This window comes from Erwinia sp. S43 (assembly GCF_016624745.1).
Classification (GTDB): domain Bacteria; phylum Pseudomonadota; class Gammaproteobacteria; order Enterobacterales; family Enterobacteriaceae; genus Erwinia; species Erwinia coffeiphila.
This window is the reverse complement of the sequence record NZ_JACVTX010000003.1, coordinates 292,242-318,658: the sequence shown is the minus strand read 5'-3', so window position 1 is coordinate 318,658 and position 26,417 is coordinate 292,242. Positions and strand designations below refer to the sequence as shown.

Annotated in this window: 26 protein-coding genes and 2 tRNA genes; 15 read left to right on the top strand and 13 right to left on the bottom strand. The window is 54.4% G+C overall.

Annotated features, from left to right (window positions below; all coding sequences use genetic code 11):
- Positions 1-106: 106 nt before the first annotated feature.
- From IBT47_RS05740 to IBT47_RS05730, 3 genes are all read left to right on the top strand, one after another.
- The gene (locus tag IBT47_RS05740; RefSeq protein WP_200559734.1) at positions 107-946 is read left to right on the top strand and encodes an ABC transporter substrate-binding protein; all 840 of its coding nucleotides are present in this window, start codon (positions 107-109) and stop codon (positions 944-946) included.
- Positions 947-1,024: 78 nt separating this feature from the next.
- Positions 1,025-1,738: an amino acid ABC transporter permease gene (locus IBT47_RS05735; protein ID WP_105595090.1), complete on the top strand. Its 714-nt coding sequence runs from the start codon at positions 1,025-1,027 to the stop codon at positions 1,736-1,738.
- 1 nt (position 1,739) lies between these two features.
- Positions 1,740-2,477 (top strand): amino acid ABC transporter permease, encoded by a 738-nt coding sequence (locus IBT47_RS05730; RefSeq protein ID WP_200559733.1) that lies wholly within the window; start codon positions 1,740-1,742, stop codon positions 2,475-2,477.
- A 132-nt stretch (positions 2,478-2,609) separates the two neighbouring features.
- Here IBT47_RS05730 and IBT47_RS05725 read toward each other — a convergent pair.
- Positions 2,610-2,697, bottom strand: a tRNA-Ser gene (locus IBT47_RS05725).
- Between the two features lie 247 nt (positions 2,698-2,944).
- Between IBT47_RS05725 and phoA the strand changes: the two genes are divergently transcribed.
- Together phoA and IBT47_RS05715 are read left to right on the top strand one after the other, a co-directional pair.
- Positions 2,945-4,348, top strand: a complete 1,404-nt coding sequence (phoA, locus tag IBT47_RS05720) for an alkaline phosphatase (RefSeq protein ID WP_200559732.1) — start codon at positions 2,945-2,947, stop codon at positions 4,346-4,348.
- 63 nt (positions 4,349-4,411) lie between these two features.
- Positions 4,412-5,572 (top strand): low temperature requirement protein A, encoded by a 1,161-nt coding sequence (locus IBT47_RS05715; protein ID WP_200559731.1) that lies wholly within the window; start codon positions 4,412-4,414, stop codon positions 5,570-5,572.
- A 21-nt stretch (positions 5,573-5,593) separates the two neighbouring features.
- Here the strand turns inward: IBT47_RS05715 and IBT47_RS05710 are convergent, their stop codons facing one another.
- The 8 genes from IBT47_RS05710 to IBT47_RS05675 all read right to left on the bottom strand — a co-directional run bounded on the left by IBT47_RS05710 (position 5,594) and on the right by IBT47_RS05675 (position 12,787).
- Positions 5,594-6,499: a fimbrial protein gene (locus IBT47_RS05710; protein ID WP_200559730.1), complete on the bottom strand. Its 906-nt coding sequence runs from the start codon at positions 6,497-6,499 to the stop codon at positions 5,594-5,596.
- 16 nt (positions 6,500-6,515) lie between these two features.
- Entirely contained in the window at positions 6,516-7,019 is a 504-nt protein-coding gene (locus IBT47_RS05705; protein ID WP_200559729.1) for a fimbrial protein, read from the bottom strand.
- Between the two features lie 12 nt (positions 7,020-7,031).
- Complete coding sequence (locus IBT47_RS05700) at positions 7,032-7,562, bottom strand: fimbrial protein (protein ID WP_200559728.1); 531 nt, start codon at positions 7,560-7,562, stop codon at positions 7,032-7,034.
- Positions 7,563-7,569: 7 nt separating this feature from the next.
- Entirely contained in the window at positions 7,570-10,206 is a 2,637-nt protein-coding gene (locus IBT47_RS05695; RefSeq protein WP_200559727.1) for a fimbrial biogenesis usher protein, read from the bottom strand.
- An 80-nt stretch (positions 10,207-10,286) separates the two neighbouring features.
- Positions 10,287-10,991 (bottom strand): fimbria/pilus periplasmic chaperone, encoded by a 705-nt coding sequence (locus IBT47_RS05690; RefSeq protein ID WP_234471716.1) that lies wholly within the window; start codon positions 10,989-10,991, stop codon positions 10,287-10,289.
- Positions 10,992-11,045: 54 nt separating this feature from the next.
- Positions 11,046-11,585, bottom strand: coding sequence for a fimbrial protein (locus IBT47_RS05685; RefSeq protein WP_146114197.1), 540 nt, complete (start codon positions 11,583-11,585; stop codon positions 11,046-11,048).
- Positions 11,586-11,657: 72 nt separating this feature from the next.
- Positions 11,658-12,200 carry a type 1 fimbrial major subunit FimA gene (fimA, locus tag IBT47_RS05680; protein WP_200559726.1) on the bottom strand — a complete coding sequence of 181 codons (543 nt, stop codon included), beginning with the start codon at positions 12,198-12,200 and terminating at the stop codon, positions 11,658-11,660.
- A gap of 32 nt (positions 12,201-12,232) precedes the next feature.
- Positions 12,233-12,787, bottom strand: a complete 555-nt coding sequence (locus IBT47_RS05675) for a LuxR family transcriptional regulator (protein WP_234471715.1) — start codon at positions 12,785-12,787, stop codon at positions 12,233-12,235.
- 762 nt (positions 12,788-13,549) lie between these two features.
- Here IBT47_RS05675 and IBT47_RS05670 point away from each other — a divergent pair.
- Positions 13,550-14,506, top strand: coding sequence for a winged helix-turn-helix domain-containing protein (locus IBT47_RS05670; protein WP_200559725.1), 957 nt, complete (start codon positions 13,550-13,552; stop codon positions 14,504-14,506).
- On the top strand, positions 14,490-14,978 hold the full coding sequence (locus tag IBT47_RS05665; protein ID WP_200559724.1) for a hypothetical protein: 489 nt from the start codon (positions 14,490-14,492) through the stop codon (positions 14,976-14,978). The genes IBT47_RS05670 and IBT47_RS05665 overlap by 17 nt, the downstream gene beginning before the upstream one ends.
- Positions 14,979-15,116: 138 nt before the next feature.
- On the opposite strand, the gene IBT47_RS05660 is transcribed toward IBT47_RS05665, so the two are convergent.
- A tRNA-Ser gene (locus IBT47_RS05660) sits at positions 15,117-15,204 on the bottom strand.
- Between the two features lie 230 nt (positions 15,205-15,434).
- On the opposite strand from IBT47_RS05660, the gene ghrA reads away from it, so the two are divergent.
- The 5 genes from ghrA to IBT47_RS05635 all read left to right on the top strand — a co-directional run bounded on the left by ghrA (position 15,435) and on the right by IBT47_RS05635 (position 19,173).
- Complete coding sequence (gene ghrA / locus IBT47_RS05655; RefSeq protein ID WP_200559723.1) at positions 15,435-16,373, top strand: glyoxylate/hydroxypyruvate reductase GhrA; 939 nt, start codon at positions 15,435-15,437, stop codon at positions 16,371-16,373.
- A gap of 53 nt (positions 16,374-16,426) precedes the next feature.
- Positions 16,427-17,164, top strand: a complete 738-nt coding sequence (locus IBT47_RS05650; RefSeq protein ID WP_200559722.1) for a phosphatase — start codon at positions 16,427-16,429, stop codon at positions 17,162-17,164.
- A gap of 282 nt (positions 17,165-17,446) precedes the next feature.
- Positions 17,447-17,827 (top strand): hypothetical protein, encoded by a 381-nt coding sequence (locus tag IBT47_RS05645; protein WP_200559721.1) that lies wholly within the window; start codon positions 17,447-17,449, stop codon positions 17,825-17,827.
- Between the two features lie 79 nt (positions 17,828-17,906).
- Positions 17,907-18,299, top strand: a complete 393-nt coding sequence (locus IBT47_RS05640; protein ID WP_200559720.1) for a hypothetical protein — start codon at positions 17,907-17,909, stop codon at positions 18,297-18,299.
- A gap of 301 nt (positions 18,300-18,600) precedes the next feature.
- Positions 18,601-19,173: a molecular chaperone gene (locus tag IBT47_RS05635; RefSeq protein ID WP_200559719.1), complete on the top strand. Its 573-nt coding sequence runs from the start codon at positions 18,601-18,603 to the stop codon at positions 19,171-19,173.
- Positions 19,174-19,353: 180 nt separating this feature from the next.
- Here the strand turns inward: IBT47_RS05635 and IBT47_RS05630 are convergent, their stop codons facing one another.
- Together IBT47_RS05630 and IBT47_RS05625 are read right to left on the bottom strand one after the other, a co-directional pair.
- Positions 19,354-20,742, bottom strand: coding sequence for a CoA transferase (locus tag IBT47_RS05630; RefSeq protein ID WP_200559718.1), 1,389 nt, complete (start codon positions 20,740-20,742; stop codon positions 19,354-19,356).
- Between the two features lie 18 nt (positions 20,743-20,760).
- Positions 20,761-21,663, bottom strand: coding sequence for an EamA family transporter (locus IBT47_RS05625; RefSeq protein WP_200559809.1), 903 nt, complete (start codon positions 21,661-21,663; stop codon positions 20,761-20,763).
- 225 nt (positions 21,664-21,888) lie between these two features.
- Here IBT47_RS05625 and IBT47_RS05620 point away from each other — a divergent pair, with 225 nt between their 5' ends.
- Both IBT47_RS05620 and IBT47_RS05615 read left to right on the top strand, forming a co-directional pair.
- Positions 21,889-22,611, top strand: coding sequence for a glutamine amidotransferase (locus tag IBT47_RS05620; protein ID WP_200544364.1), 723 nt, complete (start codon positions 21,889-21,891; stop codon positions 22,609-22,611).
- Between the two features lie 198 nt (positions 22,612-22,809).
- Entirely contained in the window at positions 22,810-24,330 is a 1,521-nt protein-coding gene (locus IBT47_RS05615; protein WP_200559808.1) for an aldehyde dehydrogenase family protein, read from the top strand.
- Between the two features lie 191 nt (positions 24,331-24,521).
- Here the strand turns inward: IBT47_RS05615 and IBT47_RS05610 are convergent, their stop codons facing one another.
- The gene (locus IBT47_RS05610; protein ID WP_200559717.1) at positions 24,522-25,088 is read right to left on the bottom strand and encodes an NADPH-dependent FMN reductase; all 567 of its coding nucleotides are present in this window, start codon (positions 25,086-25,088) and stop codon (positions 24,522-24,524) included.
- A gap of 255 nt (positions 25,089-25,343) precedes the next feature.
- Between IBT47_RS05610 and hemB the strand changes: the two genes are divergently transcribed.
- Positions 25,344-26,321 carry a porphobilinogen synthase gene (hemB, locus tag IBT47_RS05605; RefSeq protein WP_200559716.1) on the top strand — a complete coding sequence of 326 codons (978 nt, stop codon included), beginning with the start codon at positions 25,344-25,346 and terminating at the stop codon, positions 26,319-26,321.
- Positions 26,322-26,417 lie beyond the last annotated feature (96 nt).

Below are 26,417 nucleotides of genomic sequence, written 5' to 3'. Positions count from 1 at the left end.
ACAAATAGATAAAAAACATAAACATAGTCCTTTATATTATTTCCTGAGCCGAGTGGCCCTTGCTAGCTTATCTGCGTGCAGGAATTCAACCATTCAGGAGCTTTCAATGAAACATCGTGCTTTGGCCTTAACGTTGCTAGCCAGTCTGACCGGCCTCGCCGCCGGTGCCGCTCAAGCCGACAAACTTGATGATATCAAGCAGGCCGGTGTGGTGCGTATTGCCGTGTTCGACAGCAATCCGCCGTTCGGCTATATCGATCCACAAAGCAAAAAGCTGGTGGGGTACGATGTGGACTTCGCCGATGCCATTGGTAAGGCGTTAGGCGTGAAAGTGGAACTTCGCGCCACCAATCCTGCTAACCGCATTCCGCTGCTGGTATCGAAGAAGGTGGACCTGATCGCCGCTAACTTCACCATTACCGACGAGCGGGCCAAAGAGGTGAATTTCAGCGTACCGTACTTCGCCACCGGTCAGAAATTTATCGCCCGCAAAGGCGTGCTGAAAACCCCGGATGACATTAAAACCCTGCGCATCGGCGCGGACAAAGGCACGGTACAGGAGATAACCCTGCGTGAACGCTATCCGACCGCCAAAGTGATCTCCTACGACGACACCCCGCTGGCTTTTGTGGCGCTGCGTAACCGCAACGTGCAGGCGATTACTCAGGACGACGCAAAACTGGTCGGCCTGCTCGGCAATCTGCCAGCGGCGCAGAAGGCGGAATTTGAAATTTCTCCGTTCAGCCTGACCAAAGAGTATCAGGGCGTCGGTGTTCCAAAAGGTGAGGATCGCCTGACCGATGCGGTGAACGACACGCTGATCAAGCTGGAAAAAGACGGTGAGGCGGTTAAAATTTACGACCGCTGGTTCGGGCCGCAAACCAACGCTGCACAGCCGCGCGGCGACTTCAAAATCGGGCCGCTGGATCAACAGCCGAAAGCCTGACGCACGGTTTGCAGGTAACGGATAAGAGGGGCGCAGCTTGCTGCGCCCCTGATGCATTTTATAAAACAAGGACAGAACATGAACCTGGACTGGCTGCTGGCACCGCAGTACCTTGACTGGTTGTGGCACGGTTTTTTGCTCACTCTGTGGCTCTCGGCCTGTGCGGGACTGGCCGCCACGCTGTTGGGATTTGTACTGGCCGCGATGCGTGACAGCAGCCTGGAACCGCTGCGCTGGCTGGCGATGGGCTACAGTTCCCTTTTTCGTAATACTCCGCTGCTGGTGCAGCTGTTCTTCTGGTACTTTGCCGCCGGGCAGGTCCTGCCGGGCGCGGCGATGGACTGGCTCAACAGTTCACATCAGGCCGGCCCTTTTACGTGGCCATCGTTCGAATTTCTTGCCGGATTTTTCGGCCTGACCGTTTATTCCTCCGCCTTTATTGCTGAAGAGATCCGCTCCGGGATTCGCGGCGTCGCGACCGGGCAGAAGGCTGCTGCACTGGCGATGGGGCTGACCGGCTGGCAGGCGATGCGCTACGTGGTACTGCCGCAGGCGCTGAAAATTGCACTGCCACCGCTGCTGGGCCAGTACATGAATGTAATTAAAAACTCGTCGTTGACCATGGCGATTGGCGTGGCCGAACTGTCTTATGCTTCCCGCCAGGTGGAAACCGAAACTCTGCGAACTTTCCAGGCATTCGGCGTGGCCACGGTATTGTACATCGCCGTTATTGCGCTGCTGGAAGGCTGGGGCATGTGGCGGCAGCAGCGTAAGCCGCTGGGAGGGCACTAAAATGGATTTCAGTATTATTCTCGATAATCTGGGCTATATGCTGTGGGGCACCTGGCCAGACGGGCCGCTGGGCGGGGCAGCGCTGACCCTGGCAATCAGCCTGATGGCCGGAGTGGCCTCGGCGGTACTTGGCACGGTGCTCGGCGTGGCGCTGGCGATGTCGCGCGGCGTGGCCGCCGGGCTGCTGGCGGCGGTACTGGGTTTCTTCCGCGCGATCCCGGTGATTATGCTGATCTTCTGGACCTACTTCCTGCTGCCTATGGTGTTTGGCGTTGAGATCCCGGAAATCACCACGGTGGTGTGCGCACTGGCGCTGATCGCCTCGGCCTATCTGGCTCATGCGGTTAAGGCCGGTATTGCGGCGATTCCTGCCGGGCAGTGGCAGGCAGGCCTTTCACTGGGGCTGACCCGCTGGCAGACGCTGCGAATGATTGTTCTGCCGCAGGCGCTGCGGATGATGGTGCCTTCCTTTATTAACCAGTGGATCTCGCTGATCAAAGACACCTCGCTGGCCTATATTGTTGGAGTGGGGGAGCTGACCTTTCTGGCGACGCAGGTGAACAACCGCAGCATGGTTTACCCGATGGAGGTGTTCCTGTTTGTGGCGCTGATCTATTTTATCTTCTGCCTGTCGCTGGATATCCTGGCCAATGCGGCAAATCGTCGCTTCAGTGCGCAGGGCCGGGTGCAGAAGCGAGCGTGGCTCGGGTGGAGAAAACAAAAAAGCGCCTTAACGTGAGGCGCTTTCTTAAATACGTTATAAAACGTCATTCCTGCCGTTTGCCGAACCCTGTCGAGGGTTCTCACCCTCCCTGGTCACGGAACATGCAAAAAAAAGCCTGAACTTTCGTTCAGGCTCTCTCTTTAAATATGGTGGTGAGGGAGGGATTCGAACCCTCGATACGTTGCCGTATACACACTTTCCAGGCGTGCTCCTTCAGCCACTCGGACACCTCACCATATTGTCAATCTCATCACCCGCAGGGGGCAACGGGGCGCTACTATAGGCAGTCAGCTGTTACCGGTCAAGCAGTATTTTTCCCTGTGCTTCCGTTCGGTTAACTCGTGAGCAGCTGGTTTACTTCATCACCTTTGGCGCTGCCGTTGTCATTTTATCGTCACCTGGCAGACACAAAACTGACATTGTTGTGTCGCAGACTGGCTCCCTGAAATCTTTAGAAAAATTTATTCATGGAGATCGTAACAATGAAACAGAAAGCCTTTGCCCTCTCGCTGCTGACCGCGCTGGTGTGCTCTACCGCCACGGCGGACCTTGCCACATGGAACCGCGCCGCACAGGGTGATATTACCGAACCGGGCGGTGCGCGCCGACTGACCGGGGATCAGACCGAAGCGATTAAAGCCTCGCTGAGCAATAAGACCGCGAAAAACGTGATTTTGCTGATCGGGGATGGCATGGGCGATTCTGAAATTACCGCCGCGCGTAACTATGCGGAAGGAGCAGGCGGTTTCTTTAAGGGAATTGATGCGCTGCCGCTGACCGGCCAGTACACCCACTATGCACTGGATAAAAAGAGCCACAAGCCGGACTACGTGACCGACTCCGCCGCCTCCGCTACCGCCTGGGCCACCGGCGTAAAATCCTATAACGGTGCGATTGGCGTTGATGTGAACGGCAAGGATCATCCATCTCTGCTGGAACTGGCAAAAGCCGCCGGTAAGGCCACCGGTAACGTCTCTACCGCCGAACTGGAAGATGCGACTCCGGCGGCACAGATCGCGCACGTCACCTCACGTAAGTGTTACGGCCCGGAGAAAACCAGCGAGCTGTGCCAGAGCAACGCGCTGGAGAAAGGCGGTAAAGGCTCAATTGCCGAGCAGCTGCTGAACGCGCGTGCCGACGTCACGCTGGGCGGCGGCGGTAAAACCTTCGGTGAAGCGGCGAAAGCCGGTGAGTGGCAGGGTAAAACTCTGCTGGAGCAGGCTAAACTGCGCGGCTATCAGCTGGTTAACGATCTGGACGGCTTGAATGCTCTGACCGTGGCCGATGACAGCAAACCGGTGCTGGGCCTGTTCGCCGACGGCAATATGCCGGTGCGCTGGAAGGGGCCAAAAGCAACCTATCACGGTAACCTTGATGGTAAGCCGGTGACCTGTGAAGTGAATGCTGAACGCCCGGCCTCAACGCCAACGCTGGCGCAGATGACCGAGAAGGCGATCCAGCTGTTAGAGGATAAGCCGCAGGGCTTCTTCCTGCAGGTGGAAGGTGCATCGATCGATAAGCAGGATCATGCGGCGAATCCGTGCGGCCAGATCGGCGAAACCGTGGATCTGGATGAAGCCGTGCAAAAAGCGCTGGAGTTCGCGGCCAAAGACGGCAACACGCTGGTGATTGTTACCGCCGACCATGCCCACTCCAGCCAGATTATTGCCAATGACAGCAAGGCACCGGGCCTGACGCAGACGCTGAATACCCGTGAGGGCGGGCTGATGACCATCAGCTACGGTAACTCAGAGGAAGATTCGCAGGGGCACACCGGTACTCAGTTGCGTATTGCTGCCTTCGGGCCACATGCGGCGAACGTGGTGGGTCTGACCGACCAGACCGATCTGTTCTACACCATGAAATCAGCGCTGGATATTAAGTAAATATTCACCTGTCTGGGGAGCTTCGCTACTATTTAAGCGACGCTCCCTTTCAGGAATCTTCCTATGCCGCAAAGCCTGCTGCGCACCCGTGATGGCCACGGTGCTACGGTCACCTTTTCCGAACTGCTGTTTGATCTGATCTACGTTTTTGCCGTTACGCAACTCTCACACTATCTTCTGCATCATCTGACGCTGGTCGGCGCGCTGGAAACCCTGCTGCTGTGGTTCGCCGTCTGGCTGGGCTGGCAGTACACCACCTGGGTCACCAACTGGTTCGATCCGGAAACCCGCCAGATCCGTCTGCTGCTGTTTGTACTGATGCTGCTCGGCCTGTTTGCTTCCTCGGCGATGCCGCAGGCGTTTGGCGAACGCGGCTGGATGTTTGCCCTGTGCTATGTGGCGCTCCAGGTGGGCCGCAGCGCGGTGACGCTATGGCTGTTGCCGAAAGGGCATCTGCTGCTGCGTAATTTCCAGCGCATTCTCGGCTGGATGTGCATCTCCGCCGTATTCTGGATACTCGGCTGTTTCTTTGACGGTGCGGAGAGGATGGTGCTATGGGCGATTGGCGTTTGCTGCATCTATTTTTCCCCCATGCTTGGCTTCCCGCTGCCCGGACTGGGGCGCTCGGACAGCAGCCGTGAATGGACCATTGACGGCCATCATCTGGCGGAGCGTTGCCAGCTGTTTGTGATTGTGGCGTTGGGTGAAACCATTCTGATTACCGGTGCCACGCTGAGCGAGCTGGAAGTCTGGAGTATGCCAATCGTCATTGCGTCGCTGGTGGCGTTTGTCGGCAGTCTGGCGATGTGGTGGGTGTACTTTGATACCAGCAGCAAGGCGGGCAGCCATGCGATCCAGAAGGCGGATAACCCCGGACAGATGGGGGCGCGTTTTCATTATGTCCACGTGGTGCTGGTTGGGGCGATTATTGTTTGTGCGGTGGCCAACGAGCTGGTGATCGTCCACCCGGATGGGCACATCACCGTCGCGGATGCGGCGGTACTGCTGCTCGGACCGGCGGCCTACCTGTTGGCCAACGCCATCTATAAGTTTCTGGTGTACCGCCGTTTCCCTCTGTCGCATATCGGCGGGCTGGCGGCGCTGGCACTGCTCATTCCTGCAGCATTTACGACCGATCGCCTGATGGTTAACGGACTGACGACGGTCGTGATGGTCATCGTGGCGGGGTGGGAGAGCCTCTCGCGCCGCCGTAATGTTGTTTAGGTCGGCGCGATTTCCGAGGCGTCACTCATAGGTAAAGGTGACGCCGATTATCGACTGCACGTTGCCCGCCGTCAGCTCCCCGCTGGTGCGCGCATAGTTGGCGGTCAGTCCGAGATCGCGTGCTGTTGGACCAACGGTTCCCAGGGAAACCGGATCGTTAGCCTGGACGATGGTGCCGCTGCGGGTCATTTGCACGCCGATCCCCTGAGCCGCCGACGCCGAGGCGCTGTTGGTGAAGATCGATTTGCCTGCATCTTCCGTGGTGCCAGAGAGGTAATAGCTGATCTGCTGGTTCTGCGCACATCTGATGTTTAGCGGCACGGCGGCAGAGGCGGGATAGTCCGGCAGCGTCACCGTTACATTACGTGAGGAGACGTCGCAGCCGCCGGTGGGCACCACCACATCGTTGTTGGCATAAATATTCCACACGAACTGGAAGGAGTCGTTATCTTTATTGTTGGTTTGGTGCAGGATCAGCACGGCGACCAGCGATCCGGCTTTGATCGTTACCCCACCTGCGGTGCTGATTGGTGTCAGATACAGCACGGTTGGCCATCCCTTGTCGGCTTTTGAGGTATAGGTCACCGGTGAAGTTTCTGTGGTGGTCGGAAACGGATAGCTGACGCTGTTGTATCTTACGGTACCGGTAAAGTTGGCCAGCGCGCCGCCGTAGGCCGATCCGCGCTGCAGCGTAACGTAGTCGATCATGGTTTCCGGATAGTCGTTATGGCAGTAAATCTGCGTCGACAAATCGACCACCAGGTTCTGCCCGACGCTGACCGCCGGGGTAAGATTGACATAGACGTTGGCCGTGCCGCCGCCAATTGGAATCGTTGCGCCGTTGGCGGTTCTGCAGGCAAACGCCAGAACGTTGGCAGACCAGCTCATCAGCAGCAGGGCGGTCAGCAGGGTGATTATCTTTTTCATTAACAATATCTCCGATTCAGGCGTAGGTGTAGGTGACGCTAATCACCGCCTGGATAGTGCCCTGAGTGGCACCACCATTGACCGTCAGCGCTCTGACTTTTAACGGGAACGTAGCGGATTTGCTGGTACCATCGACCTGCACGGACTTTTTAGTGCCGGTATTCAAAATGGTGCCTGCGTCATCCTGTAGCTCAAGCTGGATGTTGCCCGCCGTACCTTGGTTTTTGTAGTAGCCCGTGGCATCCGCCGTGCCGCTAAAGCTGGCCGTTACCCGTGAGGTACCGCCCGGGCAGTTGCTCAGACTCAGCGTGGCATCCTGCCAGGCTGACGAAGACCCCGCTGTGACAAGGCTGAAGGTGTAGAGATCGCCAAGTTCAACCGCGGCGTTTTTGGTAGAAACTACGCAGGGTTGCGCCACTACTTTGCCATTGACGGTAATCGTCACGTCGGCGGCCTGCATAGTCGGGGAGGCAACTGACAGCATAAGTGCCAACAGCCATCCGTTCCGGGTCAATTTCATTTCAGTCTCCCGTTACAGAAATTCAAGAGTGAACGTTGCGGTGGCGTTCACGTGCCCGGCGGTGACCGGGATGCGGGTGGTCATCAACTGAGCATAAAAGTTCAGCGTATTAGCCTGACCCGGCGTCAGCGTGGTCCAGGGAATACTGGCGGAGGTGGCGTTCAGCGGCAGCATTGCCTGCTGTGCGTTAAGGATTTGGATCCCCATTCCAGCCGCCGATGCTGCACCGGTATTGAGCTTCAGCAGTGCGGTATTATCGTTATCCGCCACGCCGGTGAAGCCAACTTTTACCGCCGTTACCGAACTGCCGCAGGGCGAAAGCAGGATACGGAACGGAACCGGAGGTGTGGTACTGCCCACCGCGTGAAATTGCCGGCTCGCGTTGTTCATCAGATCGACGGTGAAGTCTTTTGATTCACCTGCTACGGTGCATGCGTTATCCCGCACGTAGCCGCTGATGGTAATCGTGCTGTCTGCCGCAGCGGCTCCGTTAGAGGCCAGTAGAAGGCATGTGCCCAGCAGATAAAGTGTTTTTTTCATCATGGCTTCCTTAGCGGCACACCGCTGACAGCTGGCTTAATGCCTGATCCTGGTCTTCTTTCGCCACGCGGTAATCGGCCTGGCAACTGGCGTCTGCACCGTCTCCCCATTTCACCAGCACCTTACCTGTCGCTGGCATGCCGCTGAGATACACCTGGCCACCGTCGGCGACGATGCTGCTATTCTGGCCGTCAGCAGAAGAAGCCATGGCACCAAACGGTACGGGTTTGCCTTTGTAAGTCAGGGCCATCAGCAGTTTCATACCGACCTGCGCCTTAAACTCGGCACGAACAATCGCGCCGTGTGTCGGCACCACGGTGGCAACGGCGTCGTTCAGTTCAATGTTGTCCGCCAGACTGTTGGTATTCAGTGCGATACGGTTTTCGCGATAATCCGTGGCATAAGGCAGTACGGCGTAGCCGCGGCTGTCGGTACGAACGCCGGTCTGGTTTTCAACTTTTACATTTCCTGCACCAGGTGCCTTAATCAGCACGACCGTATCGTTCATTGGCTGACTTAGCGTCACGCCGTTGGCATGCGCCAGTACACCACCGCTCACGCCGTAATAGACCTGATCGATATTTTCACTGCGGCTGTAGCCGACGTTAGCGTTAGCGCGACCACCGCGATAGTTCAGTGCCGCATACCCGTTACTGCCGCTGCTGCCGTTACCACCGCCTGCATAGCCGGTCTGCATGCTATAGCTCAGGTTGTTGTCTTCCAGCACAGTACCGTAAAGCCCGGCCAGGCTGGTTGTCCGTCCATTAAGATCGTTCGACATGCTGTAGCTTGCGCTGGCATTACGCCATGCGGATTGGCTGTCGGAACGCATCCAGTGGCTGAACGGAATCGACACGTTCAGCGCCAGCATCTGGTCGCGGCCCTGCTGCCAGGCGTTTTTGGTCAGGCTGTAGCTCAGCGTCCAGTTAATGTCATCAACGGCGGTGTTCAAACCCAGCTGCAGCTGCTCATCGGCGCCATCGGTTCCCCAGTATGTCTGATGACTGCCGCTCAAATAGGCCGTCGCAGTGCGTCCTAACTGCTGTGTGATGCTGGCCTGCACTTTGCCCCGCTTGCTGTAGGCGAGGTTGTAGTAGTCAGTAAAGACCGGTTTCATCTCAACGATGCCGTCCTGTGTTTCCACGTTGTAACCGCTCATGCGGTTGTAGGTGGTGTCGGCAAAGCTGAAAAAGCCGCGGGTAGAATAGCGATAACCTACCAGCTGGAAATTGGTGCCCACTTCACTGAGCGATTTGTTATACAGAAAACGTATCGACTGCCCCTGATGATCGCTGTCATCGGGCAGGGTGGCGTTGGCCTGCGTCACATCAAGTGACAGCGCGCCGAACTCGCCCATGTTTTTACCTACGCCGAAATTAAATGCACGATAGCGATCTGCCAGCTGTGCGCCGCCGTAGATCGTAAAACCCGAAGCCAGCCCGTGTAGCAGGGTGCCCTGGACAAAATGGGGGTTTTCCTGCTGATCGTTACCGCTGCGGTATTCCCCGGCGGTAAATGAGTAGCGGGTACGGCCTTCACGCTGCAGGATCGGTACAGAAGAGTAGGGCACGGTGAAAACCTGGCTGCTGCCGTCCGCTTCTTTAATGGTGACCTGCAGGTCGCCGCCGCTTCCTGCTGCATACAGATCGTTGATGGTGAACGGGCCCGGTGGCACGGTACTGTGATAGATCTCGTAGCCGTTTTGTTTGATCGAAACCTGTGCCGTACCGCGCGCAATACCGTGAACGGACGGTGCGAAGCCTCGCTGGCTGTCCGGCAGCATATTGTCATCTGAAGCCAGCTGGAGGCCGCGGAAGTTGATGCCGTCGAAGATATCGCTGTTGCTGTAGCTGTCGCCCAGCGTCAGGCGTGAACGCCATGAAGTGATGTCGCGCTCCAGCCAGGTGTTCACGTGCTGCCATTTATTTTCATTGCTGTTGGAGCTGCCGCCGCTGCTGTAACTCCAGGTGGTGTTATCGCGCAGGCGCCAGGCACCGATATTCAGCCCGCTTTGCAGGTTCAGGTAAGCATAATTGCTGTTGCCGCCGTTCGTGTTGTGAACGCTGTTACCGGTGAAGTTGTAGTTCAGCAAACCGGCATTAATACCGTTATCCCACATTTCAGGCGGGATATAGCCGCGAGCATGTCCGCCCATAAAAGCCTGAGGAATGGTCAGGTGTAAACGCTGCTGACCCACATCAAAGCGGCTGGTGGCATCGGGAATCATCTGAGCGAGCGCAACGCAGGCATCATTTCCCAGCAGGTCCATTCCGGCGATTGATGCGGTGTTCACACCCATATCGCTCAGCTGGCCGCGTGTCAGGCAGGGAATCAAGCCATGACCGTCTTCTCCCGGATTAAAGCTGACGTCATGAGTCGTCATGTAACCGTCGTTGAGATAAATATCAACGCGGTAAGTACCCGCCGGAACTTCCTGTCCTTTTTCAAAATTAGAAAGGTCCGCGACTGCGGCGGGATCGTCTGCCAGAAAACGCGGGTTAAAGTAAATTTCAGCCTGTGTAGAAAAGGTCTGGGAGGCCAGTAAAATCGCGAGTGGAATGCGGACGAATTTGCCGGAAGATCGTGTTTCATTGCTCAGTGCGCGTCGGAAAGCCAAACGGTCGAGTCCATATTTCAAATGTGACATAGTCCCTCCGGTCCGAAGTCGCCCGGCAGTCATTTCTTTTCGTTAATAGGGGGAAGGGGAGAGTGTCTCTCCCCATCGATTTACTGCATCGCGCCTTTCATGCGCGGGGTTAAAGCACCGTAATCATTAATGGTCCGGTAGGAGATATCACTGCCTGCATCTGCAGGGAGTTTGATGCTGACTTCACCCATTGGCGGCACGAGTGCATTTTCCAGAATTCGGGTACCGGCGTTGATCTCGGTGACGGTCTGGTAATAAGGCGTTGGATTAATCAGCGTGAGGGTACCCGCGCTGCGGCGAAACTTAATTTTTTCTGCGGCCTGCTCTGGCGGCATGGCGAGATTAGCCGGGCGATAGTAGAGCTTGATGCGGCTGATAATGGCCAGCTGTAGCGTATTTTCGCTGAGCTTTGATTTCTCCATTGACGGGATCGCTTTAACGTTCATCCAGAACAGGCTTTCGCGATCCTGCGGCAGCTGATTGTTAGTGGCATCCACGATGCGCAGGGTATTCTCTTTTTTACCCTGCATGGCAAACAGCGGAGGGGTGATAACGAAACGGCCGTCCTTCACTCCATCCTTATTCTCAACCCATGACTGGATAAGATAGGTGCTGCTGTCGTCGTTATTTGTCACGGCCAGCTGAACCTGTTTTTGCCCGGCGGGATAAATGACCCGGGTTGCGCCCAGTGCAACGCCGGCTTCTGCCTGCGGAACCAGGCCCGCAGTGGCAACCATAAATAAGCCAGCCAACAGGCCCCGAGTGAAGTTGAGTGTTTTTTTCATGTTGTCTCCTTTAGCATTCACCGTATGTTCTGTTGGCGGTATCTATGCTGTTAATTACTGGTAGGTCAGGGAGAACCAGGCCTGTGCATTGGCGATGCCGCCGGTAACCTGATTGCCCGTTGCCCGATATTTTGCGACGAAATGTAATGTGTTCAGCCCGGTATAAATTCGCGTCCATGAAGCGGGTGGTGAATTTGGACTGATTAACTGGTCATCTTTGTCGAACAGTGCAACCCCAATTCCGGTTGCGATCCCAGGTCCTTCTCCGACGGAGAGAACATCCGGGTTTTTACCATCAGCCACGCCGTGAAAGGTCACACCTACACGCTGGCTAACTGCCGTGCTGCATTCCTGCAGCTGGATGTCGAAGGGAACGGGATTGGCATCTTCCCCTACGGCATGAAAACGATGACTACTGATTTGCCCCATCCTGACAGTCATTTGCCGGTCACCGGCTTCAACGCGACAGGATTCGGCGATAACGATCCCCTGGAAACGCATACTTCCGCCGGGTAAAGTGACGTTCCACTGATTTCCCGCCAGTGCCAGCGGGGGTAACAGCAACATCAACAGACCCGATTTCATCCTTTGCATTTTGTTCATCCCAGTCCCGTTGCGGATAGCGGGCCATCCTGGCCCGACTTGCTTCCCTGCGTGATGGGTGTCTTACTCGTACTGAACTTTAAAGGTGGCGTCAGCGTTCGCGGTACCTGCTGTGGCAGCATCGGTAGCGAAGTAGCGAGCCTGGAATGGAATCACGTTGGTACCGTCGTTCAGAGCAGTTGCGGTGCTGAAGTCAGCGCCATCCAGCTTCAGTGGGGTACCGGTTCTGTCGAGGATCTGTACACCAACGTTGGTTGCGCTGCCCGCAGCGGAGCTTTGCAGCGCCAGTACGTCTGGGTTGGCGTTGTCAATGGCAGTACCGGAGAAGGCAACGGCTGCCTTGGTCGCAACGGAGGTATCACAGTCGTTCAGCTGGATGTTGAAACCGACCGCCGAGCTGGTATCACCTAAAGCGGCGAGCTTAGCTGAACGAACCTGGCCTAACGTTACGGTCTGGTCCATTGAGCCAGCATCGACTGCACAGGCTGCGTTGACCACTTCACCTTTAAAGTGAACCGTACCGCCATTCACCGTCGTGGTTGCAGCCAGAGCAGCAGTAGAGGTCAGAGACAGGGCAGACAGAACAACAATCGCTAATTTTTTCATGATATATTTCCTTTATCATATTGGTGAGGCTATTACTCAGATGTAATAAGCCGGTTTTTTAAAAATAATTTATGGAACATAATTCTGTTTTCACATCCCAGCTTCATCATTAAATTCCGCCGGTGTGAGTAAATTGTTTTTAGCTTTACGCCAAGTTTTAAAGCTATTTCCTTATTGCTTTCTCCCTTTCTTAACATGTTGAGCATCTGTTTTTCACGATGCGTTAAGTTAAATTTAATGTGGTAATTCCCTGGTGTGTTCTCACTCGCAAAGAAAGACACGATTTCTTTCAGGCTGCTTCCTTTATCTAAAACGGCTACTTCCTCATAAAGTTCAGAGTTGTAATAGGCCAGGTCGCTGGATGCGAATGCCACCGTTTTCTTTCTGGATGCAGACAGGTCCTTACATTCATTTATGTCATTAAAATCCAGGTCAACAACCTGGTAAAATGCTTCAATAAAATCTGTGCCGAGCAGTTCCAGTAGGCCAAGAATAAAATATTGGTCGTGCGATAAAACATTCCTTGACTGTTTAGTGACTGATTTCAATTCCATGATATCGACTCTTATTCCCTGTGCGCCCGACATATCAATAACTCCGCAATAATTTACCACCTTAAAAATCTTCAGCTATGTCACAAGGTCAAAAGCAGTTAATTTATCTACTTATCAGTCATTAACTGGATGTAATCTCCGTAATATGTTTATGTGTCGATTTTTAAGTTCGATTAACCTTCTTATTTAAGGATAATTCACTGCCAGATTGATAGGTTGTGATTATCGTTTAACTCAAAAATAATAGGCACACTCTTTGTATTGGAATTTTCTTAGGTAGTATTCCTCTACACAACACTTTTTTTTAACGTTTCGCGCCTTGATGTCATCATGTCTCCATGTTAATCACCTGCGCTACAGAACAACTTTACAGTCAATGTTGAGTAAGAACTTTCTAACACTAAGGTATTTAATCCCTGCTTCCGTATGTTTTTCTTTATCTGGCTGTTTTTCGTATACCAGTTGTTGAAATCGGCGTTCAGACTTCTTAACTGTGTGGTGGCCAATTTCTGCTGTTTTTTGTTCCTCATCAATTCACGCTGTTTAAGGATTCACGTCTGCAGGCAAGCGCTTTAATCAGTGTTGCTTTAAGGCTGCTGCGTGCATCTCGTTTCGATGGGGTAAAGATTATCACCGTGAATCCAAAGTGGTTATTTGTATTTGTAATTTTCACTTATTTGGATTTTTATGCTGACAGTTTGTTAAATTATAAGTTTTTTTAGTCAAAATAACTGCTGCGTTATGGTGTATTTTTACTTTTGAGATCTGGCACTTAAATAAATCAAAGGCTGAGGCATGATTTACAGGATTCAGGAGTCGATTTTTTTCAGGAATGATGACGGGCGAGTGTGGACAGATGACGATATCCACGTAATTTTGACTGCTACGACGGGCAGATTGCTGGCGTATCTTTTGCAGCACAAAGGTAATGTGATATCGAAAGATGAACTGCTTGAAAATGTATGGGATGCTTATGGTTTATCAACGTCAAGCAATAGCCTTTACAAGTACATCTCAGATTTAAGAGCGGTGTTTAAAAAGCTTGGCTGTACGGATGAAATCATCGTAACCGTACCCAAATTGGGTTTTATGATTTCTAAAGCCGTTCGCGTGGAGTGGGTTGATGGCGACGAACGCTCGGGGGGAACAGTAATTGAACCCGACATTGAGCTGCCGGTTGAGCTCAATACCCGCGCAACATCAGAGCCTGATTTGGCGCAGTATGAAGGCAACAATCGTGCTGAAGATGCTGCTGCAGAATCTGACGTTTTCAAAAGTAATTCAACTGAATCTCAATACCACGAAAATAAACATCGCGAAAATACCGTAGAAGAGAAAGTCCGTGCAGAAGAGTCTGTTCTGGTTAAACCTTCTTTCATGAAATTAAAGGTCGCGCTGCTTTCTGTCACTTTGACTGTATTAGTCGCGCTTATTCTTGCTTTGTATATCATGGGGGATAGCGGCAGGCAGGAAGAAATGACCTGGTCTTTAGGTAATATAGATAATTGCCCGGTAAGAAGCTTTAATCCACACGAATCAGAAAAGTCTCTTGCGGTTCTGCAAAATGTTATCGCAACGAAGGGCATGTTGTGTTCCGGTAACAGTATTTTCTTCGTTCGCGTCTCTGACCCCGTATTGACCGATAAAAAAGGTCGGGTTTTTATCTCCCGCTGCAACTATGTTGACGACAAACGCAAGAAATTCTCATCGTGTGAAAATTATTACAGAGCTGATTATGAAATTACGCGCTAAACTCCAGGGGAAATTAATTTACATGCTTTCCACTGCGGTGGTCGTGGCCATATTAATTTTAGGGTACAGGGTATACTCTCCGGCTAACAAGAACGGTTTCGACTGCACCGGCTACCTGATCGTGGATTCTGATGCTTTCAACTTCTCTGCCGGGCTCAACTCCTATCTGCTGATGGGCAATGACAACAAAGGCTACTTCAATATGTCGGGTACGGTGAAGTCGAATGCGGTTACCTACCAGGTTGAACGCTCTTATGGCTTTAGCTACCAGCGGCAAAGAAATGGGATTTATCATCTTACCGATATCACGATGTCGAAGCGCAGTGCGGATAACGCCGTCGATGAAGTGATGAGCAAGGTGTTGATCAGCCCCGATCTCAATCACGGTCGCTATATCAAGATAAATGAATTGGGTAATGCATTTGTTTTGCAGGGCGTGTATTCGCCTGCGTTGATGTGCGTGCAAAAATGAGCAACGTCCGGCAGCCTGCGGCTGTGCAAAACGTCATTCCTGCCGTTTTGTCGAACCCAGTCGAGGGTTCTCACCCTCCCTGGCCGCGAAATATGCAAAAAAAAGCCTGAACTTTCGTTCAGGCTCTCTCTTTAAATATGGTGGTGAGGGAGGGATTCGAACCCTCGATACGTTGCCGTATACACACTTTCCAGGCGTGCTCCTTCAGCCACTCGGACACCTCACCATATTGTTATCGCAACTGCGTTGTCGACGGGCGCTAATGTAGGGAAAAGCCTCGCTGCGGTCAACTGACTTTCAACGCTTTTGCGTGCGTTTAATCAGTTTTAAATCACTTTGCCGATAAAAACGGCAGGAGAGAGGCCAAACCAGCCTAAAAATACGAATTCGCGACCATTTTTTTCTTGCCAGCTGTGGCGTTTTACCCGAGCCTTAAAGAAAAACAGGAGAAAAAACGTGGACATCATCTATTACCATCCCTCTTTTAACGCTCAGGTCTGGATTGACGGGGTTCAGCGCCGCCTGCCGGGTGCGCGGGTCCGACTGTGGCAGCCGGGCGACGATCTTCCTGCCGATTATGCGTTGGTGCGTGAACCGCCCGTCGCTATGCTGCAGGGACGCCAGCTGAAAGGGGTGTTCGCGCTGGGGGCCGGGGTGGATGATATTCTCGGCCAGTTAAAGCGGCATCCTGAGATGCTGGCACCCGGGGTGCCGTTGTTCCGCCTGGAAGATACCGGCATGAGCCGCCAGATGCAGGAGTACGCTGTCTATCACGTACTCGGCTGGTTCCGCCGTTTTAACGAATATCAACAGCTGAAGCGTGAAGCTAGCTGGAAGCATCTGGAAAACAACCAGCGGGAAGCGTTCTCTATCGGGCTGTTAGGCGCGGGCGTGCTGGGTGGCAGCGTGGCAAAAAGTCTGCTGGACTGGGGCTTCCCGGTGCGCTGCTGGAGCCGATCGCCGAAGCAGATCGAGGGTGTTACCAGTTTCCACGGTCAGGAGCAGCTGGGTGAGTTTCTTTCCGGCACTCGGGTGCTGATTAATCTGCTGCCTAATACGCCGCAGACCGTCGGCATTATTAATCGCCAGCTGCTGAGCCAGCTCAAGCCCGGCGCATTCCTGATTAACCTGGCTCGTGGGCCGCATGTGGTTGACGACGATCTGCTGGCCGCGCTGGCGGCGGGGGAAGTTAAAGCTGCCGCGCTGGACGTCTTCAATGTTGAGCCTCTGCCTGCCGATCATCCTTTCTGGTCACATCCTGATATCGCCATCACACCGCATAATGCGGCTGTAACCTTACCCGAGGAAGCTATGGACTATATCGCAGGGGCGATTGTCCAGTGTGAAAATAATCAGATGCCGGAAGGCCGCGTTGATTTAGAACGCGGTTACTAAACGATAAGGGCCGCCCAGTGAGCGGTGCGGCCCTGAACATTAAGGAGTAAATCATGTATCCCGTTGACCTTCATATGCACACCGTTGCCAGCACTCATGCCTACAGTACGCTGCGTGACTACGTACTTCAGGCACAAACCTGCGGCGTTAAGCTGTTGGCGATCACCGACCACGGACCGGATATGGCCGATGCGCCGCACTACTGGCACTTCGTGAATATGAGAGTCTGGCCGCGGGTGATTGACGGCGTGGGTATTTTGCGCGGCATTGAAGCGAACATAAAAAACAACGAGGGTGAGATTGATTGCAGCGGACCGATGCTGGAAGCGATCGACATTATTGTTGCAGGCTTCCACGAGCCGGTGCTGCAACCGCAGGATAAAGAACATAATACCAAAGCGATGATTGCCACTATGGCCAACGGGCTGGTGCATATCATCAGCCATCCCGGCAACCCGAAGTATCCCATCGACATTCAGGCGGTAGCCGAAGCGGCGGCGAAATATAACGTGGCGCTGGAGCTGAACAACTCTTCCTTTACCACCTCCCGTAAGGGCAGTGAACCGAACTGCCGCGCCGTTGCCGCAGCGGTAAAAGAGGCAGGCGGCTGGCTGGCGCTGGGCTCAGATTCCCATACCGCTTTTACCCTTGGTAATTTCGAGCACTGCCTGCGCATCATGCGTGAGGTGGATTTCCCGGAAGATCGCGTGCTGAACGTTACGCCGCGCCGCCTGCTCGACTTCCTGTCGCTGCGCACCGGCAAAACGATAGAAGAGTTTGCTGAGTTTTAGTTTGGTTTTGGGGCGTATGGCTGCGATTGCTGGTGCTTCAGCAATCGCAGGCGCTTAGCAGGTATAGAGAGCGGCTCTACACCTGCTGTTCTGAATGCCTGCCGATCGTTGAATATCCTCTTTCTGTGTCTAATTGGTGATCATAGATCATATTTTATGCAGAAATTGAGTGTACTGGTCATTAACCTGATTGCACTTTTATTTATCTAAAACTTACAAAAGTATCGCCGCCTGGGGTGGCCCGTGATATTTTTTACAGGCGAACTTTCTGAACGGATAACGATGATGAGAAAGACCCTACTGGGGTTAATGCTACTGGCCAGTACTGCCTATGCAGAACCCAGGATTCATTTGAATGGTGGAGCCGATATTCTTCTTCTTAACGAAGGAAAGAAGATCACGTTAAATGCATCAGAGCCGATGAACTATGAATACATCACAAGTACATATAACAATATAGACACGATGTCGGGCAGAGAATACACCATTGACGTGTATATGGATGAGCGGTGCAAGAAAAACAAACAATGTTCTTATCCATTGCTGATGCTAGGTCTGTTCACTGATGCTAAGGGCGGCGGGTATGTTATCTATTATGATTTATTAAAGAAAGCGGCACATTCAACAATTGAATTTAAAAAGAGTGATGTTACTTATAAATAAATATGCGTTGTAATTTACTACGTATGGACGTTTTTTTACACGGCGTAAGACATAAGTTTTATTTTATTCAGGTGGTTAGATGAGACTTTGCAGTGTGGCCTTTTGCTGCCTCATGGTGTGTTTTACTGCTGACGCAGCTTATTATATCAACATTGATACGAATAAACGTATGACGATAAGCGATGATTTCAAAAAGGCTGTGATAGTGGGTGTTGAGGAAAAACCATTGAGACTCAAGCCTTACAGCACGCACGATGATCAAATAGATAATCAAGGGCGGCCGTTCATGCTTCAAACATTCATAGATGAAGATTGTGATGGGACGGCTTCGGGAAGATGCAAAAATACCGGTGTGGCAATAAAGTTTTATTCAGATAAGCGTAGTGGGATGCATATATTTGGCATGGACCAAAAAAGTGGGGATATTAAGTGGTCTTATAATGTTGATGCTGAGAGTATTACTAAGGATTGATTGGCAACTTCCTCATGCTTTGTGCCGGAAAAAACGCTTGAAGAGTTTACTGAGTGTTAGTGTGGTTATATGTCTGCCATTGCTGGTGTATCAGTAATTTGTCTGATATACGTCAATTTCCCGATCTGTCTTTACTACGCGCATATTTGGTTACTATTCCGTTGTTCATTTCGGATTTAGCTAACAGGATTTCGTTGATGAATGAAAAGGTCGCTCAGGGTTAGCCTCAGCGATGCTTCCACCCAGTCGCCGCCGGATCTATAGTATGATTCAGCCCTGACATACTTTTGGAATCGAACTAATGAATGAGTTTTCTATCATCTGCCGCATCCTTGGCTCGCTGTATAACCGCCAGCCGCAGGACCCGCTGCTGGTGCCGCTGTTTACGCTGCTTCAGTCAGGTAAGCTGCAGCAGCACTGGCCGCTGGAGCAGGATGAGCTGCTGACCCGCCTGCAGGAAAACAGCGATCCGCAGCTGCTGGCAGCTGACTATAACGCGCTGTTTGTTGGCAGCGAGTGTAAGGTGCCGCCGTACGGTTCGCAGTGGCCGCAGGGGCCGCAGGAAGTGGAGGTTCGCGCTTTTCTGACCAGTCGCGGTATGCCGCTGGGCGAAGGACCGGCGGATCATTTTGGCGCACTGCTGTTGGCTTCTTCCTGGCTGGAAGATCAGTCCGAGGCTGATGAGTTTCTGGCACAGGTCACTCTGTTTGATGAGTTCCTGATGCCGTGGTGCGGCGCGTTTCTCGGCAAGGTAGAGGCTCACGCCTCAACGGCGTTTTACCGCACGCTGGCGGCAATCAGCCGTGAAGCCGTGCAGACGATGCGCGATGAGCTGGCCGAGCTGGAAGAGCAGCAGGGCGGCGAAGCCGAGTAAGCACCATGTTGCAGCGCAGCCTGCCTGGGCGTCATCTTCCCTGTTGCTGGCTGCGCGTGAGTCTTCAGTTGCTGTCTTACTGTGGCTGCGGCGTGTTTTTCTTCAGTTGCTGTCGTGTTGTGGCTGGTTGTGTGTTTGTTTCAGGCACGATCCTGCCGTGATTTTCTAATCGCTTACGGGTTAACGCTGTTCACTCACCGCCAGCCATTCTGCTGTGGCTGAACCCAGAGGCGATGGCGATCGTGACCACAGCAGCGGTGTTCCCGGCAGCCGGAACGGCGCGCGAAGCTGGGCCGCAATCCCCCAGTGGGAAATCACCGTTTCCTGTTCTTCATCCTGTGGCTGTCTGGCCCCCAGTCCGGCAGGCTGTTCATCGGCAGAGTAAGGGGAGTCTGACAGCAGGCTGGCGGTACGTGCCAGCGACAGGCGGGCGGCAAACCCGGTACTGTGCAGTCGCCGCTGGCGCATTCCTTCCAGCACCGCCGCCGCCATCAGATAGCCGGTTGCGTGATCCAGCGCCTGGACCGGCAGCGGCACCGGCGCATCGCCTCCCTGCCATTGACGCCCGCGATCGGCAATGCCGCAGGCCATTTGCACCAGGCTGTCAAAACCGCGCCGGTTTCGCCACGGCCCTGTCCATCCCCATGCGTTCAGGCTGACGTCGATCAGGCCGGGCTTCAGCTTTTGCAGCATCTCCTGGTCGTAGCCGAGATTAATCAGCGCATCGGCTCGGTAGCCGTGGACCAGCACATCGCTCTGACTCAGCAGGATTTCGAACTGACGCCGCCCTTCGGCTGATTTCAGGTCCAGCCGCGCGCAGCGTTTTCCCAGAGTAATCTCTTCTTCTAAAGACGGTTCCTGCCAGCCTGGCGGATCGATGCGCAGCACCTCTGCGCCCAGCCCGGCCAGGAAGCGTGTGGCGACCGGCCCGGCAATAATTCGCGTCAGGTCCAGTACCCGTACGCCGTGCAGCGGGCGAGCAGGGGGGAGCGACCATTCAGGAGGTGGTCCGCAGGGTTGCAGGCTTTGCTCAATCAGCGCTTCACGACTGACGCTTTGCCCCTGCGGATGCTGCTGCCACTCCTCGCGGCTGCGTAGCGCGGCCGCGCAGCCACCGGCATCCACCACGGCCTGTTCGAGCGTGAAACGGTCCCATCCCGTCACCGTGGCGGCCAGCGCCTGACGGTTATCGTGCCTGCCCAGCACGCGCTCCATCGCTTCACGGTGATGCGGCGCATTGGTATGCAGGCGGAGCCAGCCGTCAGCGCAGGCGTAATCCCCGGCAAACGGGTCCCACAGAGCGGCTGGCTGACGATTAATCGGACGAATAGCGTGCTGGAACCAGCGGGAAGCAAGGGCACAGTCAACGTGCAGCGGTTGGGAACTGTCTATCAGGCTGGCTACGGCCTGTGCGGCCAGCGCAACGCTGCTGGTGGCCAGTTCACTGACCGGATAAGCGGACACCAGGGCCTGGCGACCGGAGAGGATAAGCGGAGGCGGGGGCGATAATGCATTGCGTAACCCCTGCCAAAGCTGCTGCCAGAGTTCAGTGGTTATCCGATCGTTCATCACGCCCTCCAGAAATGTTTAATGCCCTTTACTGCGCCCCGCATAGCGGAACCGCGCCAGTTTTGCATGCATACGCAGATTGCGCAGGTTGATCACCGCTATTGCCGTTCCGAGGATGACCAGCAGCGATCCCGCGACTTTAAAGCCGTTCATACTGTCGCCGAGCACCAGGACGCCCATAATCACCGCCAGCACCGGTGTCAGCAGAGAGTAGGGCATGATCAGATTGACGTTGTAGTGCTTAAGCAGGCTGTACCACAGCGAGTAAGCGACAATCGAGGAGCCTATTGCGCTAAACAGAATGGCAAACCAGCCGCGCCACGAGGCGTTTACCAGTAGCGTTATCTGATCGGACTCGGTCAGCCATGAAGCACAGCCGACAATCGGGATGGCTAAAAATGACAGCCAGCCGGTCATCGTCAGCGGGCTGATTGGCGGTGATTTTTTCACGATCATATTGCTGATTGCCCAGCCGAAGGCGCTCAGCAGCATCAGAACCAGCACCCACCAGTTTGGGATAGTCGGGCTGCCGGACAGCACCACCACCCCGCTGAGCGAAATGGCAATTCCCAGTAGCTGTACCAGGCGCAGTTTCTCTTTCAGGATGACCATCGCTAACAGCATCGCGATCGGCGTACCCAGCTGGACGATCACCGCCGCCGTTCCCGCATCGGTATTGTTAAGACTGATAAACATCAGCGAGAAATGCATAAAACCAAAGGTGAAAGCAAGTACGGCAAGATAGCGCAGCTGGTGAAGATTTACGCGGGTAAACGGCACCAGAATCAACGCCACCACCACGAATCGCAGGGTAGTGAGCATCAGAGGAGGAAGATCTAACAGCCCCCATTTAATGGCGATATTGTTAAATGCCCAGATTGATACCACCAGAAGTATCAGAAAAAAATGCCGCAGCGCCACCGCACAATCCTTAAAATAACGTTTCACTCCTGATTATCATGGCATGAAATGCAACAAATGAAGCGCTAAAGTGCCACTTTTTTTCAGCATGCCATCGCGCTAAAAGCGCGAAAAACGCAGCGGCTTAAGCTGATGCTTTGTTTACAATTTGCCAGAAAAGTTATAAGACAGTTAGCAAGCAAAGTGTCAGGATAAGAGACTGGGAATTGTACTCAGCCAGGAGAGATAAGCGTGAAGCTACCGTTAGCCATTATCCAACTTGAAACGCCGCCGCTGCCGGTCAGTGAGCTGGTGGGCGATCAGCAGCTGTGGTTTGTGCAGGCGCTTGGCCTGTCGGCCGGTGAGTATATTGTTGTACGCCCGGACCTCGGCGAGACGTTGCCCGACCCGGCAACTATTTCCGCCGCCATTCTCAGCGGCTCCTGGGCGATGGTGACCGATCATGCCGACTGGAGCGAGCGGACCGCCGCGTGGGTGCGCCATCTGGTGGCGGAAAAGCTGCCGCTGCTCGGTGTCTGCTACGGTCATCAACTGATGGCTTACGCGCTGGGGGGTAAAGTCGGTGATAACCCCAACGGCTGGGAGCGCGGATTACAGCAGCTGGAATCCAGCGCGACAAGGCATCAGGACCCGCTGCTGGCCTCGCTGCCGCAGCATTTTTCGGCCTGGCTATCCCATCGTCAGTCGGTGCTGGCACCGCCGTCGGGCGCGCAGGTACTTGCCCGCTCTGCCCTGGAACCCTGCCAGATTATCCGCTATTCCCCACAGGCGCTGTCGGTGCAGTTCCATCCTGAGTTTACCGCAGAAATTATGACGGCCTGCCTGCATAACAGTCTTGGCGATGAGCAGGCTAAAAAACTGATGCACAACCAGCCGGAGCCGGAATGGCCACGCCAGCTGCTGCAGGATTTCTGGCAGCAGTTACAGCCTGCGGCAAAACGCGCCTAGTTTAGCGACGATTCATCGGGTGGCTCTTCGTGAGCCACCTCACATCCGATCCGTAAAATCCACATTTCCTTCTGGCTTCGTCACAGTTTGCGCTGGTGCGACCTGACATTCTCATCTTTATCAACAATGTTAATAATTAGTTATTTCATTGTTAAATTGATGCCGCCGAACGATGTGTATTTCAACAGGAGAACGATGATGCGCTACGCTTATCCGGGCAGTAAAGATTCCCTGATCGTGCTTAAACCGCAGTATGGCAACTTCATCAACGGTGAGTTTGTGCCACCGGTCAACGGCCAGTATTTTACCAATACCTCACCGGTCAACGGTTCGGACATCGGCCAGTTTCCGCGCTCCGATAAAGACGATGTGGAAAAAGCGCTGGATGCAGCCCACGCCGCTGCCGATGCCTGGGGTAAAACCTCGGTGCAGGCGCGTTCTCTGACCCTCCTGAAAATCGCTGATCGACTGGAAGAGAAGCTGGAATACCTTGCCGTGAATGAAACCTGGGATAACGGCAAGCCGGTGCGTGAAACGCTGGCCGCCGATATGCCGCTGGCGGTGGACCACTTCCGCTACTTTGCCGGCTGCCTGCGCGCGCAGGAGGGCACCGCCGCTGAAATTGATGAATTCACCGCCGCCTATCACTTCCACGAGCCGCTGGGCGTGGTGGCGCAGATTATTCCCTGGAACTTCCCGCTGCTGATGGCGGCCTGGAAGCTGGCCCCGGCGCTGGCGGCGGGCAACTGCGTGGTACTGAAACCGGCTGAACAGACGCCGCTTTCCATCACGCTGTTTGTGGAGGTCATTGCCGACCTGCTGCCGAAAGGCGTGCTTAACGTGATCCACGGCTACGGCAAGGAGGCGGGGGAAGCGCTGGCCTCTAATCCGCGTATCGCCAAGGTGGCCTTTACCGGTTCAACCGCTACCGGCGGCCATATTCTGGAACTGGCGGCGAAAAACCTGATCCCGTCCACCGTTGAGCTGGGCGGCAAATCACCGAATATCTTCTTCGAAGACATCATGCAGGCCGAAGAGTCGTTTATTGAAAAAGCGGCGGAGGGCGTGGTGCTCGGCTTCCTGAACCAGGGCGAGGTGTGTACCTGTCCTTCCCGCGCACTGGTGCAGGAGTCTATCTATGAGCCGTTTATGGCAGCAGTGATGAAACGGGTGAAAACCATCCGGCGCGGCGACCCGATGGATACCGATACCATGGTTGGTGCGCAGGCGTCGCAGCAGCAGTTCGACAAAATTCTCTCCTATCTGGACATCGCGCAGAAAGAGGGTGCGGAAGTGCTGACCGGCGGCGGGGTGGAAAAACTGGAAGGCGATCTTAACAGCGGCTATTACATCCAGCCGACGTTGCTGAAGGGCAACAACAGTATGCGCGTCTTCCAGGAGGAGATCTTCGGGCCGGTGGTGGGCATTACCACCTTTAAAGATGAAGCCGAGGCGATTGCCATTGCCAATGACTCGATTTATGGCCTGGGGGCAGGTGTCTGGACCCGTGATATCAACCGTGCCTACCGCGTTGGCCGGGCGATCAAGGCCGGACGCGTGTGGACCAACTGTTACCACCTCTATCCGGCACATGCGGCGTTTGGTGGCTATAAAAAATCCGGTATTGGCCGCGAAACCCACAAAATGATGCTCGATCACTATCAGCAGACCAAAAACCTGCTGGTCAGCTACAGCGTGCAGCCGCTCGGCTTCTTCTGATCGTCTGCGTTTTTAAAGCCGGGATTCTCCCGGCTTTTTTTGTGGCTTAAAAACGCCTGTCTGACCGACGGACCGCTGTGCTGGCTGCGAGATCGCCATAATAAAGCAATGCAGCCGCTATTGCGGTAGGGGCCAGCCCGTGCGCTAAGCCAGCGCCACGACGCTCCGCAGGAGATGATGCCGGTGTGGGGTTAACCCGCGCGGCGAGCCAGCGCTGCCAGCGCGTCCAGCTGTGCCGTCAGATGATGGCGGGTGCTCTCATCGCTGACCGTGCCTTTTTCCGCGTCGATGCGGCTGCCCGCCTGGCCGATCATGATTTCTGGTTTATTAATCACGTTGGCGTTAAGGAACACCAGACTCTGGCGAAGATGATACTGCGCGCGCGCGCCGCCGATAGCACCAGGAGAGACGGTCTGAATCGCCAGTGGCTTACCCGAAAGCGGACTGTCCGGCAGGCGCGACAGCCAGTCGATGGCGTTTTTCAGCGCGCCGGGAACCGAGTAGTTATATTCCGGCGTAACAACAATCACCCCGTCAGCGGCGGCAATCGCAGCACCCATGGCCAGCACGGCTTCCGGGAAACCTTCCGCCTGAATATCGGCATCGTAGTGGGGGAAGTCGGCCACGGAGCCAAGCGGACTGATTTCCACGCCAGAAGGCGCCAGTTCAGGCAGGCTGTTAGCAACAATGGCGTTCAGCGAAGCTTTACGCAGGCTGCCAAGCAGGGTAACGAATTTAAGCGGACGTACGTCAGACATAGTTGATTCCCTTTGATGTTCAGAATGAAAGTCAAAACGGCAGGAGCCGAAGCAGAATACCAGCCTCTGTGAAGGGAAGGGGGAAAAAATGTGAATTTTCTGTAGCTAACAAAGCACTCTGTGCCGTTAAGGCGCAGGTAATTTCCACAAATATTGTCATTTGCCGCCCGGAGGTATAGTGTTAGCGCACTATTCACTTTTATCATCACCGCCGCGTGATTTTGCCGGTGACTGAGTCGTTAAACCGAGGTTGTTTTGTCTACGAATTCTCTCATCCAGCGTCCAAGACGCTTACGCCAGTCCGCTTCTCTTCGCTCCCTGTTCCAGGAATCCAGCCTGAGTCTGAACGATCTGGCGCTGCCAATCTTCGTTGAAGAAGAGCTGGATGACTATAAGCCGATCGCCGCCATGCCGGGCGTGATGCGCATCCCTGAAAAGCGCCTGGCCTATGAGATCGAACGAATTGCCAAAGCCGGCGTGCGGTCGGTGATGACCTTTGGTATTTCACATCATACCGACGCCACCGGCAGTGATACCTGGAACGAGAATGGCCTGGTGGCGCGTATGTCGCGCATCTGCAAAGACACGGTGCCGGAGATGATTGTGATGTCCGATACCTGCTTCTGTGAATACACCAGCCACGGTCACTGCGGCGTGCTGCACGATCACGGTGTGGATAACGATGCAACGCTGATTAACCTCGGCAAGCAGGCGGTGGTTGCCGCCCAGGCCGGAGCCGACTTTATCGCACCTTCTGCGGCGATGGACGGCCAGGTTGCGGCGATCCGCGCTGCGCTGGATGCAGCCGGTTTCACCGACACGGCGATCATGTCCTACTCCACCAAGTTCGCGTCATCCTTCTATGGCCCGTTCCGTGAAGCAGCCGGGACCTCGCTGAAGGGCGATCGTAAAACTTATCAGATGAACCCGATGAACCGTCGCGAAGCCATTCGCGAGTCGCTGATCGATGAAGCGGAAGGTGCCGACGCGCTGATGGTGAAACCGGCGGGGGCCTATCTGGATATCCTGCGCGACGTGCGCGAGCACAGCCGTCTGCCGCTGGCCGCCTATCAGGTGAGCGGTGAGTACGCGATGATTAAGTTTGCCGCGCAGGCTGGCGCTATCAATGAAACCGACGTGGTGCTGGAGAGCCTGGGCGCAATTAAGCGTGCCGGTGCGGATATTATTTTCAGCTACTTCGCGCTGGATCTGGCGGAAAGAAAACTGCTGTAACGGCTGTTATCACAGTCGTTGACGTGTCAGGCGGGCCTTTCTGGTCCGCCTGTTTATTTTACGGGCTGAAAATTGTCGTCTGATAAATGTTCAGCT